Origin of the sequence: Aliiroseovarius sp. M344 (assembly GCF_025140835.1) — a bacterium.
Lineage (GTDB): Bacteria > Pseudomonadota > Alphaproteobacteria > Rhodobacterales > Rhodobacteraceae > Aliiroseovarius.
Map to the genome: position 1 here is coordinate 1,742,376 of NZ_CP081153.1, position 16,310 is coordinate 1,758,685.

Here is a 16,310-nt window from a genome sequence, read left to right on the forward strand (position 1 = left end):
ATGACGACAGTTCTATCTAAAATCGGAGTGGTGCCCAAGGAGAGACTCGAACTCTCACGCCCGTGAAGGCGGGGGATTTTGAATCCCCTGCGTCTACCATTCCGCCACTTGGGCACTGCGATGGGATTACCCAAGCGCCGGGGCAAGGTCAACGAGGTTTTTGCCCTGCCCGATGTGATTTTTCACGATCTAGAACATGACCCCGACCAGCCACAACGTGATGCCCGGAAAGGCCACCAGAACCACAACGCGGATCAGGTCGGACAACACAAACGGAGCCACCCCGCGATAGGTTGCCGACATCGGAATGTCGCGCGCCATCGAGTTGATGATGAACAGGTTCATGCCAACGGGTGGCGTGATCAACCCGACCTCAACCACGATCAGGGCAAGTATGCCGAACCAGATCCCCGCTTCCTCTGGGGTCAGGCCAAAGTCGAGCACCTCGATGATCGGATAGAAAATTGGAATGGTCAGCAGGATCATCGAAAGGCTGTCCATCACGCAGCCGAAGATCAAATAGGCCACCAGCATGAGCGTCAGCACAACCAGCGGAGAATAGCCCTGCGATGTCACCCATTCGGCCAGCATTTGCGGGGCTTGGGTAAAGGCAAGGAACGAGTTGAAAATCTGGGCGCCCAGCACGATGAAAAAGATCATCGCAGTTGATTGCGCGGTCGACAGGATACTGTCCAGAAAACCCTTCCACGTCAGCCCACCCGTCAGGACACCATAAAGCCCGGTTGCCACAGCCCCCACCGCCGCACCTTCGGTCGGTGTGAACAGCGCTTGCACGCCCGTCTTTGTCCAGTTCCAATCACCAGCAATCCCGCCCATGACGAGGCCGAAAATGACCACCACGGGCCAAATAGACAGAAGTGTTTTGAACCGGTGACTATAGGGCACGCGGTCGGCTGTTGTTGCGCTGTCAGGGTTGATGCGCACCATGATCGCCACGGTCAGCATATAGCCCAAGGCGGCCAGAATACCGGGCACGAGGGCCGCAATAAACATCTTCACGATGTTCTGTTCGGTCAGGATCGCATAGATCACCAGAATAACAGAAGGCGGGATCAGGATGCCCAGAGTGCCGCCTGCCGCCAGAACGCCAGTCGACAGCGCATCGGAATAGCCACGTTTGCGCATCTCGGGCAAGGCCACCTGCCCCATTGTCGAGGCGGTCGCCAGCGATGATCCGCAAACCGCGCCGAAGCCCGCACAGGCCCCGACAGCTGCCATGGCCACGCCGCCCTTGCGATGTCCCAACCAGTCGCTCGCCGCTTCAAACAACGCGCCGGACATACCGGACTTGGTGGCAAACTGCCCCATCAGAAGAAACAGCGGCACGATCGACAGCGAATAGCTGGAAAAGGTATCATAAGACAAAGACTTAAGTTGGCTAAGGGTTACCGACGGATGCCCCATCAGGTACCAGATACCGAAAAATCCTGTCAGCCCCATCGCAAGCCCGATGGGCAGACGCAGGAAGATTGCCAACAGCATCAGCGCAAAGGCGACAATTGCAAGTTCGATCCCGGTCATACCCGTTGCTCCTTACCGTCAAGCACCCAGTTGAAAGACCGCCAGACGGAGTAAGCGGCAACGATCAGGAAAAAGGCAGCACCGATCAGGCAAAGCCCAAACGGGATCCACAACGGAATTTCCAATTCATAGGTGCTTTCGGCAAAGAAGGGTTTCGACCCCATGCCAAATATGCTGCGTACGGCGTCCGAGCCGAAAGGGAATTTCTCGCCAAACCCAAGCCACAACCGCCAGAGGATGATAAAAGCAGCACCTGTCAGGAACAGGTCACCGATCAGGCCAAGGATCGCCTGCGTCCGGTCCGACAGTTTGGAAATGAAAATATCGACTGTCACATGTCCACGTTTCAGCTGACACCATGGCATAAAGGCAAACACCGCCACGGCGCAGCCCATTTCGACGATCTCGTAGTCACCTTTTACGGGGCTCAAACCAAAACCCGAAAACGTCCGGCCGATGATCGAAACAACGGTGGTCAGGGCGATTGCGACCAAAATAGCGCCCCCGGAATAGGCCATCCAGCGACTGGCAAATTCCATGATGCGGCCCACACGGACCTGTGCTGATTTCGCAATAGCCACGATGTTCCCCCAGTTTCTTCAGGCAGCGCCCCGCGTGCAACGTTGACGGTAACATTTTACTGAAACGCGGCGCACAAAAAACTCCGGGCAACATGGTCGCCCGGAGCTGTAACTGTCTTGGATCAGTTGTCAGCGTATTTGGCGATAAGTTCTTTGGCCAATGCAACCATACCTTCACCATCAAGACCCTTAGACGTCATGTCCGCAGCCCAAGCTTCGACCTGCTTGTCCCCGATCGCCCGGATCTCCGCAACCAAGGCTGGGTCCAGTTCGTGAATCTTATTGTCCGTGGCGGCCACAATCTCGCGACCGATCACGTCACCGGTGTCAAAAGACGCACCGGCCCAACCCGAGGTTTCCAGTCCGGAGTTCGCGTCGATCACAGCTTTCAGATCATCGGGCAACTTGGCATAGCTGTCCTTGTTCATCGCCCAGATGAAGAACGTGTTATAGAGCGAACGATCACCGGGAATTTCAGTATGGCTGTCGACAAGCTCGTGCACCTTAAGCGGCGGAACGATTTCCCATGGAATCACCCCACCATCAACAACACCTTTTGACAGGCTTTCAGGGAACGTCGGCAACGGCATGCCAACCGGAGTTGCACCCAGAGTTTCAAACAGAGTGTTTGCCTGACGCGACGGACCGCGCAGCTTCAAACTCTGGAAATCCTCAAGCGCCATAACCGGCTCACCCTTCTTGTGGATGATGCCCGGACCATGAACGTGAGTTGCCAGCAATTTGACGTCGCCCATGCGCTCCATCAGGTATTTTTCCGAAAATTCCCAGGCGGCTTTTGACGATGCTTCAGCATTACGGCCGGTCATAAAGGGCAATTCAAAAGCTTCGGCTTCCGGGAAACGGCCCGGTGTATAGGCTGGCAATGCCCAGCCACAATCGATCACGCCGTCGCGGATCTGGTCATAAAGCGCTTGCGGCGCCCCACCCAGTTGCATGGCTGGATAAAGCTCGACCTTAATCCGACCACCGGAATCTTTCTCAACCTTCTCGGCCCAAGGGGTCATGAAGTAAAGCGGCGTAGACCCTTTCGTTGGTAGGAAATGCTGGCACCGAAGGGTGACTTCCTGCGCGAAGCTGGCACCTGCGGTGATGCCCAAAGCTACGGCGCCCATAAACGCGGTTTTCATGGTAAATTTCATTTCGCTTCCTCCCAGCGCGAATATTGCCTGATCTGACACAAAACAGCTCCTCTGCCCCATGCGTAGACAATTAAAAACAGGGTAGAGCGCCTCACGCAAGTTTTTTCGACCATGCGGTCAGCTTTGTTTTATCCTGTCGCGGAAATATTCGTATCCAAAATTCGTTGCAAGCGCAACAAGCTTAATAACTTAACTAGTTTTCCAATACTTAACCTATCAATTAAAGAATTTTGCCGCTGTTGAAACCTCGTGTCGGTTCAAAATACGAACCGACAACGAGAGAATCAGTTTCGCCGAAACACAACTGCACGGAACAACGCATTACAGGTCGCTGCCCGCCTGACGGTTAAAGCTGTTGGGCCGAGAACGTGTCGCAACTGCGCATGTCCCCGCTTTCATAGCCGCGGACGAACCAGCTTTGTCGTTGTTCTGAGGTTCCGTGAGTAAAAGTATGCGGCATAGGCACGCGACCGGAACTACGTTGCAGTGTGTCGTCACCGATTTGACGGGCCGCATTCATCGCCTCTGCGATGTCGCCGCGTTCCAACGTTCCAAAGCGGGCTTGCACTTCGCGGGCCCAAATACCGGAATAGCAATCCGCCTGAAGCTCGATCCGGACCGAGATCATATTGCTTTCCGCTTCGCTAACCTGAGCCCGGATGGAATTGGCCTGCCCCAATATGCCCAACTCATTCTGGACATGGTGCGCCACTTCATGTGCCACAACATAGGCCGCCGCAAAATCACCCTTTGCGCCAAGTTGGCGCGACAATGTCGTGAAAAAGGCTGTGTCCAGATACACCTTGTTGTCGCCCGGGCAGTAAAACGGTCCCGTCGCGCCGGATGCGCCGCCACAAGGGCTTTGCGTCACGCCTTTGTAAAGAACAAGGGTTGTTGGCGTATAGGTTTCGCCGACCTGGGTGCGGAACACCTCGCTCCACACTTCCTCAGTATCCGCCAGCGTGACCGACACGAACTCACCGGCCTGCTTGTCGGCTTCGGTGATTTCGGCTGTCCCGCCGCCGCCAATGGCGCCGCCCCCTTGCAGGAATGGCGACACATCGACCCCAAGGAAATATCCAATGGCCAAGACGGCCAGCAGGCCAAGCCCGCCCACCTGCGCTGCACCGCCCATGCGCCGACGGTCTTCAATATTCCGGCTTCCACGCCGTCCTTGCCATTTCATCCAAACTGATCCTTTTACACCGCCAACCAATGGTTAGCACAACATTTGCTTCACAACGAGTTTACCTGCACAGCTGCCTGCATCAAGACATGATAACCCGCCTGTCACTTGACGTCATGCACCGAGCATGGTTCGTGAGGGCAAAACAAGAGGCACACAGATGATCAGGCGTCTTTACGATTGGACTATGGGATTGGCGAATACCCGCCACGCGCTTTGGGCGCTGGCCGTTGTGGCCTTTCTGGAAAGCTCCGTGTTCCCGATCCCGCCGGACGTCTTGATGATCCCGATGATTATCGCGCGCCCGTCACGCGCTTTTGTGATCGCAACTGTCGCATTGGTGGCATCGGTCATTGGCGGCGCGTTTGGCTATTTCATCGGCTGGGGGTTGTTTGAAAGCGTGGGCCAGCCCGTGTTGGAGTTCTACGGCAAGACCGGAGAGTTCGGCCATTTCGCCGAGACCTATAACCAATGGGGCGCATGGGCGGTGCTGATCGCGGGCGTCACCCCCTTCCCTTACAAGGTCATAACCATCCTGTCGGGGTCCACGGGGTTGAACTTTGGGGTCTTCATGGTGGCCAGCGTGATCGCGCGTGGTCTCAGGTTCTTCGTGGTCGCCGCCCTGTTGTGGAAGTTTGGCGCGCCCATCCGCGACTTCATCGAACGTCGCCTTGGCCTGATGTTCATCCTGTTTGTCGTCATCCTTGGCGGCGGCTTCTATCTGGTGAAATACCTATGAGATTTCTCGACCGTTTTTCGACCCTACAACTGATCGCCATCGCGGCGGCGTCGTCTGCTTTAATCCTTGCAGGCGCATTTGGCTTTCAGGCGCTGGGCTACGCGCCGTGTAAACTATGCCTGTGGCAACGCTGGCCACATGCAGCGGCCATCGTTATCGGCGGCGCGGCTGTGGCGTCGGGGCAAAAAGCACTGGCGTGGTTCGGCGCTATAGCTGCGGCGACAACCTCAGCGCTGGGCTTTTTCCATTCCGGGGTTGAGCGCAAATTGTGGGATGGACCAAGCTCGTGCAGCGGCGGCAGTGTGGCCGACCTGTCAGTCGACGATCTGTTGTCGCAAATCAACCAAGCGCCGCTGATCCGTTGCGATGAAATCCCGTGGGAAATCATGGGGATCACCATGGCCAACCTGAACGCGGTCGGGTCACTGGCGCTGGCAGTCCTTTGGGTTGTGGCGGCGACCCGAAAAGCCTGATCAGTCCTGTTTGCCGCGCAGAAGCTGGCGCAAAATGCCGTGGAAAATCTGCACATCTGCGCGCGACATTGGCATCCGGCTCCACATATTGCGCAGCGCGGTCTTCATGACGGGCACTTTGGTTGGCGGATAGAAGAATCCCGCCTCATCCAACCGCGCCTCGTAATGCTCCGCCAGCTTCTCGATCTCGATGGCCTGCGCGCGTTCCGATCCCGCCCATTCCATAACGTCATGCGCCACATCGGTGGTCTGGCGGCGCCATTCATAAGCTGTCAGCAAAACGCATTGCGCAAGGTTGAGGGATGCAAAACCCGGGTTCACCGGCACCGAGATGATCGCGTTGGCGCGCGCCACTTCGTCATTCTCAAGCCCGGTCCGTTCCGGGCCAAACAGGATTGCAACCTTCTTTCCGGCCGCTTGTAACGCACGCGCCTCGGCCATCGCGCCTTCCGGGCTCAGGATCGGTTTTGCCAGATCGCGCGACCGAGCTGTCGTGGCATAGACATAGTCACAATCGCCCACGCCTTCGGCCAGAGTATCGTACACACCCGCCGCATCCAGAACCCGACCGGCACCGGACGCCATCGCAACCGCCGATTGGTTCGGCCAGCCATCGCGGGGGGCGATAATGCGCATTCGCTCCAGCCCGAAATTCAGCATCGCCCGCGCCGCCGCGCCGATGTTTTCCCCCATCTGCGGGCGCACCAGCACGATCTCTGGCTGCGGTCCAAGTTTGTCCGATATGTGATCCGCCACGGCCGACCCTTCCTTTTGGTTGCGCGCGTGATACGCTGAGTGCCCAAGCAGAGCAAGCAAGAGGGTTATCATGGCATTTGACGAAGGGCTTTACGAATTGCTGAAAGATGATCTTGCAGACGTTCACGGACTTGCCGAGAAAAAGATGTTTGGCGGCATTGCCTTCATGCTGAATGGAAACATGCTGTGTGGCGTGCACAAGGATGGCGCAATGTATCGTGTCGGCAAAGACAACGAGCCTGCGGCACTGGCGGTGCCCGGCGCAGCTCCGATGGCCTTCACCGGGCGGCGCATGGGAGGTTTCATTGATGCCGGACCAGAGACGATGGCCGACGATGCGGCGCGTGGCGACCTGCTGCGATTGGCGCTGGAGTTTGTGGCCGCCCTGCCCCCGAAATAGCGCGCAAACCCTTGTAAGACTTGCAAAGGCGCAAAAGCCGTCTATGAAGCTGCAAACACCGGATAAAGAGGACCGTGCGTGATGGCCGAGACCGAAATCGAACTCCCCCAGCTCTATCTGGTGACCCCTCCCGAATTTGAACTGTCACAGTTTCCGGCCCAGCTTGCCCGCGTGTTGGATGCCCATGAAACCGCCTGCTTGCGTTTGTCATTGGCCACAACAGACGAAGATCGCATCATGCGCGCCGCAGACGCTTGCCGCGAGGTTGCTCATGCGCGCGACGTCCCGATTGTGATCGCTGAACATGCGTTGATGGTCGAACGCCTTGGGCTGGATGGCGTGCATCTTGGCGACGGTGCACGGCGCGTGCGCAAAACCCGTGATGAACTCGGCGCGGAAGCTATCATTGGTGCCTTTTGCGGTGCTTCGCGCCATGACGGGATGAATGCCGGTGAAGCCGGCGCCGATTATGTGAGTTTTGGGCCGGCAGGCGCGACCGGCCTAGGCGACGGCACTTATGCCGAGGCCGATCTGTTCGACTGGTGGTCGCAAATGATCGAGGTGCCAGTCGTCGCCGAAGGCGCCCTGACCGAAGACACGATCCGCACATTGACGCCGTTCACAGATTTCTTTGCCATCGGGGAAGAGATTTGGCGCAGTGATGATCCTTCGGCGAAGCTGGGTCGTTTGCTGGGCGCGATGACGACCTAACTGGCCTCGACGTTCAGGTCGCCCAAGCCGTCGCGCACCGCGGTTTCGCAATAGGCCGCCAGGTCTTTGCGGCTGGCAAAGTCTGACACTTTAACCGGCCTGTGATAGATCAGCTCGACTCGACCCTGCTTGCGCGCTGCCAAGGTCTGGGCCAAGTGCGGCGCGAAATCCATATCGCCCCACCAGCCGTAAAAACGAGGATCTTCTGTGGTCGGCGCGATATAACGCACGGTTACCGGTTGAACCCACATGAAATCACGCAATTCTTTTGTGAAGAATGCCGCAAAAAGCGTTGACTTAAAAGGTAAAACGCGGCGCGAATCGCTGGATGTGCCTTCCGGGAAGAAAAGCAGCTTATGACCCGCCGTCAGACGCTCGCGAAAGACCTCGATCTGTTGCGCCGCCTCGCGCCGATCACGATTGATGAACACCGTTCCCGTCGCCCGCGCCAACCAGCCGATCCCCGGCCAACGGGCAACCTCGGATTTCGACACAAAATATACCCGTTTTTTTGCGTTGAGCGTAAAAATATCCAACCACCCTGCGTGATTGGCCACCACCGCACCCTTTTCACGCATCGGTTGCCCAATCGCTTTGAACGGGATGCCAAGAATCACAAACGCCATCCGACAGACGAATTGGGTGATATGCGGTGTAACGGGACGTTGGATGCCAAAAAACGGGCGCTCAATCAGCCTGACGACCAACAGCACCACAAGCCCACCAAACACCAACACCGCCAAGGGAAGCCCTCGCGCAACGATCCTAAGCCAATCCGCACCGGACGGGTGAAAGGAATGCGGCTCTGGCTCGCCATGCCACAAGGCCGTCATGCGGGCGCCCGTCCGGTATAGATCGCCTTGTGCTTTGCGCTCATCTGCTTGGTGTCCATAATCAGGCACACATCCGTTGTGTTGAAATCATGATCAACATAAGCCCCTTCGCCCACAAAACCACCCAACCTGAGATAGGCTTTGATCAGCGCCGGCACCGCGCGCATCGCGGCAAGCCGGTCGATCTGATCCTCTTGCATCAGGTTCATGGATTGAAAGTGGTCCGGCTGGGCGCGCACGCGCAACGGGTCCGGCGCCAAATGGCGATGATGAAGCAAAGACAGCGGGCCTTTGAGGGATTCAATATCCGTCCCGTGGAAGGACGCAACGCCAAAGAGCACTTCGATGTCATGGCGCGCCACATACTCTGCCAGCCCATTCCATAAAACCAACATCGCGCCACCGCCGCGATAGTCCGGGTGCAAACAGGAGCGTCCCAGCTCCAAAAGCTTGCGGCCAGAGGTTTTCAGACGGCTCAGGTCATACTCGTCCTCGGAATAGAACCGGTTCAAAGCGCCCGGCGCGTCCGACAAGCGATCGCCCCGCAACAGCCGATAAACGCCAACAGCGGGTGTGCCCAATCGGGCCCGGTCAAACAGGATCAGGTGGTCAAAATATGGATCAAAAGCGTCACGCTCCAGACGCGCATCGTCATCCACCATGTCGCCACGGCCACCAAGCTCTTCCACGAAAACCTCGTACCGCAGGCGCTGTGCCGCGATCAGGTCGGCCTCGTCTTGGGCCAGGCGAAGGACAAAATCGGGCTTGGGCATCGTCTTTAACGTTTTGCTAACCTTGTTGGGGTTCTATGGCGGCCAGGCAGGGTTTGCAACCAGAGCAAACTCCCGTTATGGTTGTTATATGAGTTTATCACTCCCCTTGACCGCTTGCAGGAGGATCAAAGACAGGTATGAGATCAATCCGCTCCGACACGATCACCTGCTTTCCAGCATGTTCGAAATTCACGGTCACCTTGCCGCCAATATTGGACTGCACCTGTCCCAGCCCCCAATCGGGTTGCTGCGGGTGACGCACCAGCATGCCCGGTTCTAGCAACGCTCCTAAACTCATTCCGTCTCCCTTCCCCCCGCAATCAACGCCAAGGCACGCCTCATGACAAAGCAAGACCGCGACCTGACTGCCCTGATCGGATCCCGCATCTGCCACGACCTTATCAGCCCTTTGGGGGCCATCGGCAATGGGGTCGAGCTGTTGCAGCTGTCTGGCTTGCCAGACAGTCCGGAAATGGCACTGATCGCGGAAAGCGTCACCAACGCGAACCTGCGTATCCGGTTTTTTCGGGTGGCGTTTGGCGCGGCGCATGATGGACAGCTGATCGCCGAGGGCGAAATCAGATCAATTCTGGCACCCGGCGTGGATGGTCGGAAGATCGACATTGGTTGGCAACCGGTTGAGGATCAGCCGCGCACCGCCGTCAAACTCGCCTTTCTGCTGCTGCAATGTTTCGAAAGCGCGATGCCCTGGGGCGGACACATTCAGGTCACCCGCGACGAAACCCACTGGCAGATCCGGGGCGAGGCTGAGAAGCTGAAAGTCGACCCCGACCTCTGGGGCCTTTTGTCGGAACCACAACCGGGTATAGATGTGCCACCGGCACAGGTTCATTTCGCGCTCATTGCGCCCGAGCTTGGCAGGCAAGGCCGTGCAGCAGCCGTAACGATCGCAGATCATTCGATCAGCGTCGAATTCTAAACCCGATCAGGCCCGCGTTGTTCCGTCGCCCACGACCAAATACTTGAACGATGTCAGTTGTGCCGCGCCAACCGGGCCGCGCGCGTGCATTTTGCCGGTGGCGATGCCGATCTCGGCCCCCATGCCAAACTCGCCCCCATCCGCAAACTGGGTCGAGGCATTGCGCATCAGGATCGCACTGTCGAGCCGGGTAAAGAACCGCGTCGCTGTGTCATCGTTTTCGGTCAGGATCGCATCGGTATGGGACGAGGAATAGCGGTTGATATGGTCAATCGCCCCATCCACATCCTCGACGACTTTGGCCGCGATGATGCTGTCCAGAAACTCTTTTCCCCAGTCGTCCTCGGTGGCGGCGATGGTGCCGGTCAGCCCCGCGCCCGCATGAACCTCGACACCTGCCGCCATCAGGTCGTTCAGAACCTTTTGGCCTAGTCCGGTGGCATCCTTGTGGATCAGCAGACACTCCGCCGCGCCGCAAATTCCTGTGCGCCGTGTCTTGGCATTCATCACCACCCGGGCTGTTTTGTCTGGGTCGGCGTCCTTGTCGATATAGATATGCACGATGCCTTCCAGATGGGCAAAAACCGGCACCCGCGCCTCGCGCTGAACCAGTCCCACCAAGCCCTTGCCGCCACGCGGCACGATCACGTCGACATAATCCGTCATGGTCAGCATTTCGCTGACCGCCGCCCGATCGCGTGTTGGCACACGTTGGATTGCCGCCTCGGGCAAACCGACCGCGCGCAGGCCATCCTGCAAGCAAGCGTGGATCAGTCCGGCGGAATGAAAACTTTCCGAGCCGCCGCGCAGGATCACTGCGTTACCCGCTTTCAGACACAGCGCGCCCGCATCCGCAGTCACGTTGGGGCGGCTTTCGTAGATAACACCGATGACGCCCAGAGGCGTGCGTACGCGTTTGATATTCAGGCCCGACGGCTGGTTCCAATCCGCAAGCACTTCACCCACCGGATCCGCCTGCCCCGCCACCGCACGCAACCCGTCGCACATGGCTTTGATACGGCTTTCGTCCAACATCAGGCGATCCATCATGGCAGGTGACAACCCCTTGTCGCGCCCAAAAGCCATGTCTTTTTCGTTGGCGGCGATGATCTCTGCCCGCCGCGCCCAACAGGCATCAGCGGCAGCCAGCAAGGCTTTTTCTTTGGCCTCAGATGGTGCGAAGGCAAGGACTTTGGCAGCGTCACGCGCTTGGATGCCGATTTGGGTCATCATGGCCTTGATATCGTCGCTCATCTTCTTGTCTCCGGTCGTTGGGTCGTCGTCTTTGTCGCGCCTACAGCGCCATGTCGTCGCGGTGGATCAAGGCTGCACGGCCCGGATACCCCAATATCGCTTCAATCTCGTCGGATCGTTTGCCCTGAATGGCGCGGGCTTCAGCAGCTGAATACCGGCTAAGCCCCGCGCCAAGATGACTGCCATCGGTGCCATGTATCTCGACCGGGTCGCCACGTTGAAAGCTGCCCCGCACCTCTGCCAGCCCGGCCGGCAGCAGCGACTTTCCTGACTTCAGCGCGGCCACCGCGCCGGCATCGACCACCACCGCGCCGCGGGGTTTCATCGAAGAAATCCAATGCTTGCGCGCCGCTTTCGGATCAGTGCGGGCGGTGAACAAGGTCGCCGCTGCCCCGCCAGCCAGAGCCGTCAATGGCGCCATGCGTGACCCCAGGGTGATAGTCATATCGCACCCTGCCCCAGTGGCCGTTTTCGCGGCCATCACTTTGGTTTTCATACCGCCTTTGGACAATCCGGTGCCCGCGTCGCCCGCCATGGCCTCGATCTCGGGTGTGATGGCGTCGATCACGTCATAGCGCGTGGCCGAAGGGTCGTCTTTCGGGTTGCCGGAATAAAACCCATCCACATCGGACAACAGCACAAGGTGATCCGCGCCTACCGTCACCGCCACCTGAGCGGCCAGCCGGTCGTTGTCGCCAAAGCGGATTTCATCGGTCGCGACGGTATCGTTTTCGTTCACGATAGGCACGACGCCCAATGACAGCAGTGTTTCCAAAGTTGCACGGGTGTTCAGATAACGGCGGCGATCCGCGCTGTCTTCCAGCGTCACAAGCACCTGCGCCGTGGTCGCGCCCAACGGGGCCAAAGCTTCCTCGTATGCCCGCGCCAACCGGATCTGTCCGACGGCAGCCGCGGCTTGCGACTGCTCAAGCGACAGCGTACCCGCTGGCAGGCGCAGCACACCGCGCCCCAACGCGATGGACCCGGACGACACCAGCACCACATCTGCCCCGCGCGCCTTCAGCAACGCCACATCGTCGGCCAGAGACAAGAGCCAATCGGACTTCAACGCCCCGGTTGCGGCATCGACCAGAAGGGCCGAGCCAATCTTGATGACGATGCGGTGGGCGTCGTTCAGGGCCGCCACGTCTCTTCCTCCACTTCGGGTTTCTGGCGAATGCGGTCTTCTGAGATCTCTTTGCGCAGCGCACGCAGAACCTCGGTGGTGCCTTGCTGGGCCACGCCGGACATCAGCATGACGGGACCGGCAACCGCCTCAAGCGCCGTGCGTTTTTCGGCCTGTTCCTCTTCATCCAGCGCGTCGATCTTGTTCAGAACAGTGACCCGCGGCTTGCCGCCCAGAATGTCGCCATAGGCCTCGATCTCGGTGATGATCGTCTGCCAGTCCGCGACAACATCTTCGACTGTTCCATCCACAAGATGCAACAGCACCGAACAGCGCTCGACGTGGCCCAGGAACAGATCGCCCAGTCCCCGCCCCTCGCTGGCGCCTTCGATCAGGCCGGGGATGTCAGCCACGACAAATTCGGCATTGTCCACGCCAACAACGCCCAGATTGGGGTGCAGTGTGGTGAACGGATAATCCGCAATCTTCGGCCGCGCGTTCGAGGTGGCGGCAAGGAAGGTCGATTTGCCCGCATTGGGCAATCCCAGCAAGCCCACATCAGCGATCAGCTTCAGGCGCAGCCAGATGGTGCGTTCAACACCCTCCTGTCCCGGATTGGCGCGGCGCGGCGCGCGGTTGGTCGAACTGGTGAAGTGCAGGTTGCCGAAACCGCCATTCCCACCTTTGGCCAAAATGAACCGTTGGCCCACTTCGGTCATGTCCGCGATGACGGTTTCTTCGTCCTCGTCCAATATCTCGGTCCCGACCGGCACGCGCAAAACGATGTCGTCCCCATCTGGCCCAGTACGTTGTTTACCCATGCCGGGGCGGCCGTTACCTGCAAAGAAGTGCTGCTGATAGCGGAAATCGATCAACGTGTTCAGCCCATCGACCACCTCGACGATGACGTCACCGCCGCGACCACCATCGCCGCCATCAGGGCCACCATATTCGATGAATTTCTCGCGCCGAAACGACACACAGCCCCCGCCGCCGGAACCCGAGCGGATATAGACCTTCGCAAGATCGAGGAATTTCATGGGGCAGTCGCCTTTTCTGGTTTCGATACTGGCGATAGAGGGAAATGGGCCGAGGCTCAAGAGTTGAAGGCGCGAGGGCACGCGATCTTGGTCAGATTCTGCGCGGTCGAGGCAGACGATAGCACCGCATTGGAAACGTGCCACCCCGGGCTTTGCAGGCCCCCATGGCGGGCGCAGTTTCGCTGAACCCAAGTTTTTCCAGCACCCGAACCGAGGCGGGGTTGTCATCATAGGCGCACGCGCCAATCACGCCCCAATCATACCGCGCCCAACAGTGGTCGATCAAAGCGCGCGCCATTTCGGTCGCGTACCCGTTGCCCCAATGTTCAGCTGCGAACATATAGCCAAGCTCTGGCCCATCTTCGTAATGTGATCCAATGCCCATCATCCCGACCATCTTGCTTTGGTGAAACACCGGGCCAACCATACCAAGTTCAGGGTCAAAGGGTTTGCAACGTTCGGTCGTATGCGCAATCTCGGCAGGCCACGGCCAACTTGCGGTCCATTTCACGACCTCATAATCCGACACGATACGATGGTAGTCATCCACATCTGATGGCTGCGCACGCCGCATCATCAACCGGTCAGTGACCAGACGGGTCATCATTGTGCACCCTCCCAATCTGCACGGTTCAAGTCGACCTTAACCAATTTAACATCAATACCTTGCGAGACACAGTAAACACTTTCAATTTTGCCGGTCGTGCGAAATCCAAGCTTGTGCAGCACCGTCTGCGAGGCCGCATTCCCTTCGAAATATCCTGAGCTGATCTGATCGATAGGGTGGTTGCGGAAGGCCCAGTTGATCAGACCACCCGCAGCTTCCGTCATCACCCCACGCCCGTGATGCGGGCGGCCGAGCCAGTAGCCCAGCGTCGGATCCAGCCCGACCACACCCAACACTTGGCCGTCTTCTTCAATGGCAAGTCCACCCAAGACCGACGTGTCTGCAAGATGGGCCAGAAACCCCGTGTAATCGGAAAACCTATAGGGGTGCGGAACGACCGTCAGCCAGCGCGCAACTTCGTAGTCATCGAGCAGTCGCACAACGTCATGACCGTCCGCAGACGTCAGTGGACGGAGCGTAAAACGCTCTGTTTTGATTTCGATTTTACACGACATGCCAATCCCTTACATCATCTTCCTGATGTAAGTCCACGTTGGAACATTGGCATTGCGCGCCACCGAATGGCTTTCCGCATCACCAATATACTCAAAACCGGCATGGGTCAGGACACGAGCCGAGGCGGCGTTGTCTTGAAACACTTCGGCAAAGATGGTGGTGTTTTCTTGCGGGTTGGCCGCGACCAAAGCCTGCACGGCCTCAGACGCGATGCCCGAGTTCCAAAACCCCGGCGCGACCCAATAGCCAAGCTGCGACTGTCCACGGTCCAGACGGCTCAGGCTGATGACGCCCAGAACTTCGCGCCCTTCCGCATGAGCCGCATCCATCACCCAGACATCTTCATCGCGCCCATCCTGCAATGCGCGGTCCACAAAGGCCTCGGCCACGCCAGGCGGCAGCGGATGTGGGATTGAACGCGTGCCAGAGGCAACACGTTCGTCGGCGGTATAGATGGAAAGCATCCCAACATCCGAACGTCGGACGGGGCGAAGAACAAAACGCTCTGCCTCGATAACAGGTTGGCGCGAGATCTCTACATGCTTCATGGCCTTCCCTCCTCTGAAAAGCGCAGGATGCACCGGCAAAGTAAGCCTTTACCCGGACATAGACTAGGAAATGGCACGGAATAAGACGAAAATGTGATTTCCCGGTGAACACCAGATAGGTACTTGAATCGAAAAGAAAAGGGGCCAGCTTTGCAGCCGGCCCCTGGTTAATCACAACCTTGTTAGGTTCGGCTTACTCAGCGGCCTCCGCCACTGGGAGAACCGAAATAAAGGTGCGGCCTTTCAGGCCCTTATGGAATTGGACGTGACCTTCGACGGTCGCGAAGATCGTATGATCCTTGCCCATACCCACATTGGCGCCCGGCCACATTTTGGTCCCGCGCTGACGCACGATAATGTTACCGGGGATCACGACCTGTCCGCCGAATTTCTTGACGCCAAGGCGACGACCGGCTGAGTCGCGGCCGTTACGGGATGAACCGCCTGCTTTTTTATGTGCCATGCTATCTCTCCTTAGCTCAGATTAGGCCAGTGTCTTGGCCTGCTCAACCCACTCGGGCTTAACTTTGACGGCTTCGAAGCTGTCAACGTCAACGGCCGCAAGTTGGGCGAAGGTGGTGATGCCAGCGTCGGCCAGCTTCTTGGCGGCGGCGGGGCCGACACCGGTGATTGCTGTCAGATCGTCTGCAGCCGCGGCCGCGGGGGCTTCAGCCTTAGCAGCTTTCTTCGGCGCAGCTTTTTTCGCAGCGGCTTTCTTGGCCGGAGCAGCGGCAACGCCACCCGGAACCGAACCTGCACCGATTGCAGCTTTCACGCCCGACTTGTCGGCACCCTTTTCCAGGATGTCGGTCACGCGGAGCAGCGTCAGTTGCTGACGGTGACCCTTGGTACGCTTCGAGCTGTGCTTACGGCGACGCTTCACGAAGTGAATGACTTTCTCGCCTTTGATCTGGTCGATGACCTCGGCCTGCACGCCAGCACCGGAAACGGTGGGGGTGCCGACGGTTGCACCAACCATCAGAATCTCATTGAACTGGACTGTTTCGCCCGCATCAGCAGCCAGCTTTTCAACGCGAAGCACGTCTCCAGCCTGGACTTTATACTGCTTGCCGCCGGTTTTCATAACCGCAAACATTTGATCTTCCTTCATATTCCGCGTCCTGT

At 58.3% G+C, this 16,310-nt stretch carries 21 protein-coding genes and 1 tRNA gene; 5 read left to right on the forward strand and 17 right to left on the reverse strand.

Annotated features, from left to right (window positions below; all coding sequences use genetic code 11):
* Positions 1-28: 28 nt before the first annotated feature.
* The 5 genes from K3556_RS08520 to K3556_RS08540 all read right to left on the reverse strand — a co-directional run bounded on the left by K3556_RS08520 (position 29) and on the right by K3556_RS08540 (position 4,469).
* Positions 29-114, reverse strand: a tRNA-Leu gene (locus tag K3556_RS08520).
* Between the two features lie 75 nt (positions 115-189).
* Complete coding sequence (locus tag K3556_RS08525) at positions 190-1,542, reverse strand: TRAP transporter large permease (RefSeq protein WP_260516380.1); 1,353 nt, start codon at positions 1,540-1,542, stop codon at positions 190-192.
* Positions 1,539-2,081 (reverse strand): TRAP transporter small permease, encoded by a 543-nt coding sequence (locus K3556_RS08530; protein WP_260516381.1) that lies wholly within the window; start codon positions 2,079-2,081, stop codon positions 1,539-1,541. Before K3556_RS08530 ends, K3556_RS08525 begins: the two co-directional genes overlap by 4 nt.
* A gap of 164 nt (positions 2,082-2,245) precedes the next feature.
* The gene (locus K3556_RS08535; protein ID WP_260516382.1) at positions 2,246-3,283 is read right to left on the reverse strand and encodes a TRAP transporter substrate-binding protein; all 1,038 of its coding nucleotides are present in this window, start codon (positions 3,281-3,283) and stop codon (positions 2,246-2,248) included.
* A gap of 346 nt (positions 3,284-3,629) precedes the next feature.
* On the reverse strand, positions 3,630-4,469 hold the full coding sequence (locus K3556_RS08540) for a neutral zinc metallopeptidase (protein ID WP_260516383.1): 840 nt from the start codon (positions 4,467-4,469) through the stop codon (positions 3,630-3,632).
* Between the two features lie 160 nt (positions 4,470-4,629).
* Between K3556_RS08540 and K3556_RS08545 the strand changes: the two genes are divergently transcribed.
* On the forward strand, positions 4,630-5,208 hold the full coding sequence (locus tag K3556_RS08545; RefSeq protein WP_260516384.1) for a YqaA family protein: 579 nt from the start codon (positions 4,630-4,632) through the stop codon (positions 5,206-5,208).
* Positions 5,205-5,681: a disulfide bond formation protein B gene (locus K3556_RS08550; protein ID WP_260516385.1), complete on the forward strand. Its 477-nt coding sequence runs from the start codon at positions 5,205-5,207 to the stop codon at positions 5,679-5,681. The genes K3556_RS08545 and K3556_RS08550 overlap by 4 nt, the downstream gene beginning before the upstream one ends.
* On the opposite strand, the gene K3556_RS08555 is transcribed toward K3556_RS08550, so the two are convergent.
* Positions 5,682-6,374 carry an RNA methyltransferase gene (locus tag K3556_RS08555; protein ID WP_260519207.1) on the reverse strand — a complete coding sequence of 231 codons (693 nt, stop codon included), beginning with the start codon at positions 6,372-6,374 and terminating at the stop codon, positions 5,682-5,684.
* Positions 6,375-6,507: 133 nt separating this feature from the next.
* On the opposite strand from K3556_RS08555, the gene K3556_RS08560 reads away from it, so the two are divergent.
* Together K3556_RS08560 and K3556_RS08565 are read left to right on the forward strand one after the other, a co-directional pair.
* Positions 6,508-6,837 (forward strand): TfoX/Sxy family protein, encoded by a 330-nt coding sequence (locus K3556_RS08560; protein ID WP_260516386.1) that lies wholly within the window; start codon positions 6,508-6,510, stop codon positions 6,835-6,837.
* A gap of 81 nt (positions 6,838-6,918) precedes the next feature.
* On the forward strand, positions 6,919-7,548 hold the full coding sequence (locus K3556_RS08565; protein WP_260516387.1) for a thiamine phosphate synthase: 630 nt from the start codon (positions 6,919-6,921) through the stop codon (positions 7,546-7,548).
* Here K3556_RS08565 and K3556_RS08570 read toward each other — a convergent pair.
* From K3556_RS08570 to K3556_RS08580, 3 genes are all read right to left on the reverse strand, one after another.
* Complete coding sequence (locus K3556_RS08570; protein WP_260516388.1) at positions 7,545-8,381, reverse strand: lysophospholipid acyltransferase family protein; 837 nt, start codon at positions 8,379-8,381, stop codon at positions 7,545-7,547. The two genes, K3556_RS08565 and K3556_RS08570, sit on opposite strands and share 4 nt — an antisense overlap.
* Positions 8,378-9,154 (reverse strand): GNAT family N-acetyltransferase, encoded by a 777-nt coding sequence (locus K3556_RS08575; protein ID WP_260516389.1) that lies wholly within the window; start codon positions 9,152-9,154, stop codon positions 8,378-8,380. Before K3556_RS08575 ends, K3556_RS08570 begins: the two co-directional genes overlap by 4 nt.
* Before the next feature lie 97 nt (positions 9,155-9,251).
* Positions 9,252-9,452 (reverse strand): DUF3553 domain-containing protein, encoded by a 201-nt coding sequence (locus K3556_RS08580; protein WP_260516390.1) that lies wholly within the window; start codon positions 9,450-9,452, stop codon positions 9,252-9,254.
* Between the two features lie 42 nt (positions 9,453-9,494).
* Between K3556_RS08580 and K3556_RS08585 the strand changes: the two genes are divergently transcribed.
* Positions 9,495-10,094: a histidine phosphotransferase family protein gene (locus K3556_RS08585; RefSeq protein WP_260516391.1), complete on the forward strand. Its 600-nt coding sequence runs from the start codon at positions 9,495-9,497 to the stop codon at positions 10,092-10,094.
* Between the two features lie 6 nt (positions 10,095-10,100).
* On the opposite strand, the gene K3556_RS08590 is transcribed toward K3556_RS08585, so the two are convergent.
* The 8 genes from K3556_RS08590 to K3556_RS08625 all read right to left on the reverse strand — a co-directional run bounded on the left by K3556_RS08590 (position 10,101) and on the right by K3556_RS08625 (position 16,281).
* Complete coding sequence (locus K3556_RS08590; RefSeq protein ID WP_260516392.1) at positions 10,101-11,348, reverse strand: glutamate-5-semialdehyde dehydrogenase; 1,248 nt, start codon at positions 11,346-11,348, stop codon at positions 10,101-10,103.
* A 40-nt stretch (positions 11,349-11,388) separates the two neighbouring features.
* Positions 11,389-12,495 carry a glutamate 5-kinase gene (gene proB, locus K3556_RS08595; protein WP_260516393.1) on the reverse strand — a complete coding sequence of 369 codons (1,107 nt, stop codon included), beginning with the start codon at positions 12,493-12,495 and terminating at the stop codon, positions 11,389-11,391.
* The gene (gene obgE, locus K3556_RS08600) at positions 12,483-13,514 is read right to left on the reverse strand and encodes a GTPase ObgE (protein ID WP_260516394.1); all 1,032 of its coding nucleotides are present in this window, start codon (positions 13,512-13,514) and stop codon (positions 12,483-12,485) included. The genes proB and obgE overlap by 13 nt, the downstream gene beginning before the upstream one ends.
* Positions 13,515-13,605: 91 nt before the next feature.
* Positions 13,606-14,121, reverse strand: a complete 516-nt coding sequence (locus tag K3556_RS08605; protein ID WP_260516395.1) for a GNAT family N-acetyltransferase — start codon at positions 14,119-14,121, stop codon at positions 13,606-13,608.
* Entirely contained in the window at positions 14,118-14,636 is a 519-nt protein-coding gene (locus tag K3556_RS08610; RefSeq protein ID WP_260516396.1) for a GNAT family N-acetyltransferase, read from the reverse strand. The genes K3556_RS08605 and K3556_RS08610 overlap by 4 nt, the downstream gene beginning before the upstream one ends.
* Positions 14,637-14,645: 9 nt before the next feature.
* A complete protein-coding gene (locus K3556_RS08615) occupies positions 14,646-15,185 on the reverse strand; it encodes a GNAT family N-acetyltransferase (protein ID WP_260516397.1) in 540 nt (179 codons plus the stop codon).
* A 193-nt stretch (positions 15,186-15,378) separates the two neighbouring features.
* A complete protein-coding gene (gene rpmA, locus K3556_RS08620) occupies positions 15,379-15,648 on the reverse strand; it encodes a 50S ribosomal protein L27 (protein ID WP_260516398.1) in 270 nt (89 codons plus the stop codon).
* Between the two features lie 21 nt (positions 15,649-15,669).
* Positions 15,670-16,281: a 50S ribosomal protein L21 gene (locus tag K3556_RS08625; protein ID WP_260519208.1), complete on the reverse strand. Its 612-nt coding sequence runs from the start codon at positions 16,279-16,281 to the stop codon at positions 15,670-15,672.
* Between the last annotated feature and the right edge of the window lie 29 nt (positions 16,282-16,310).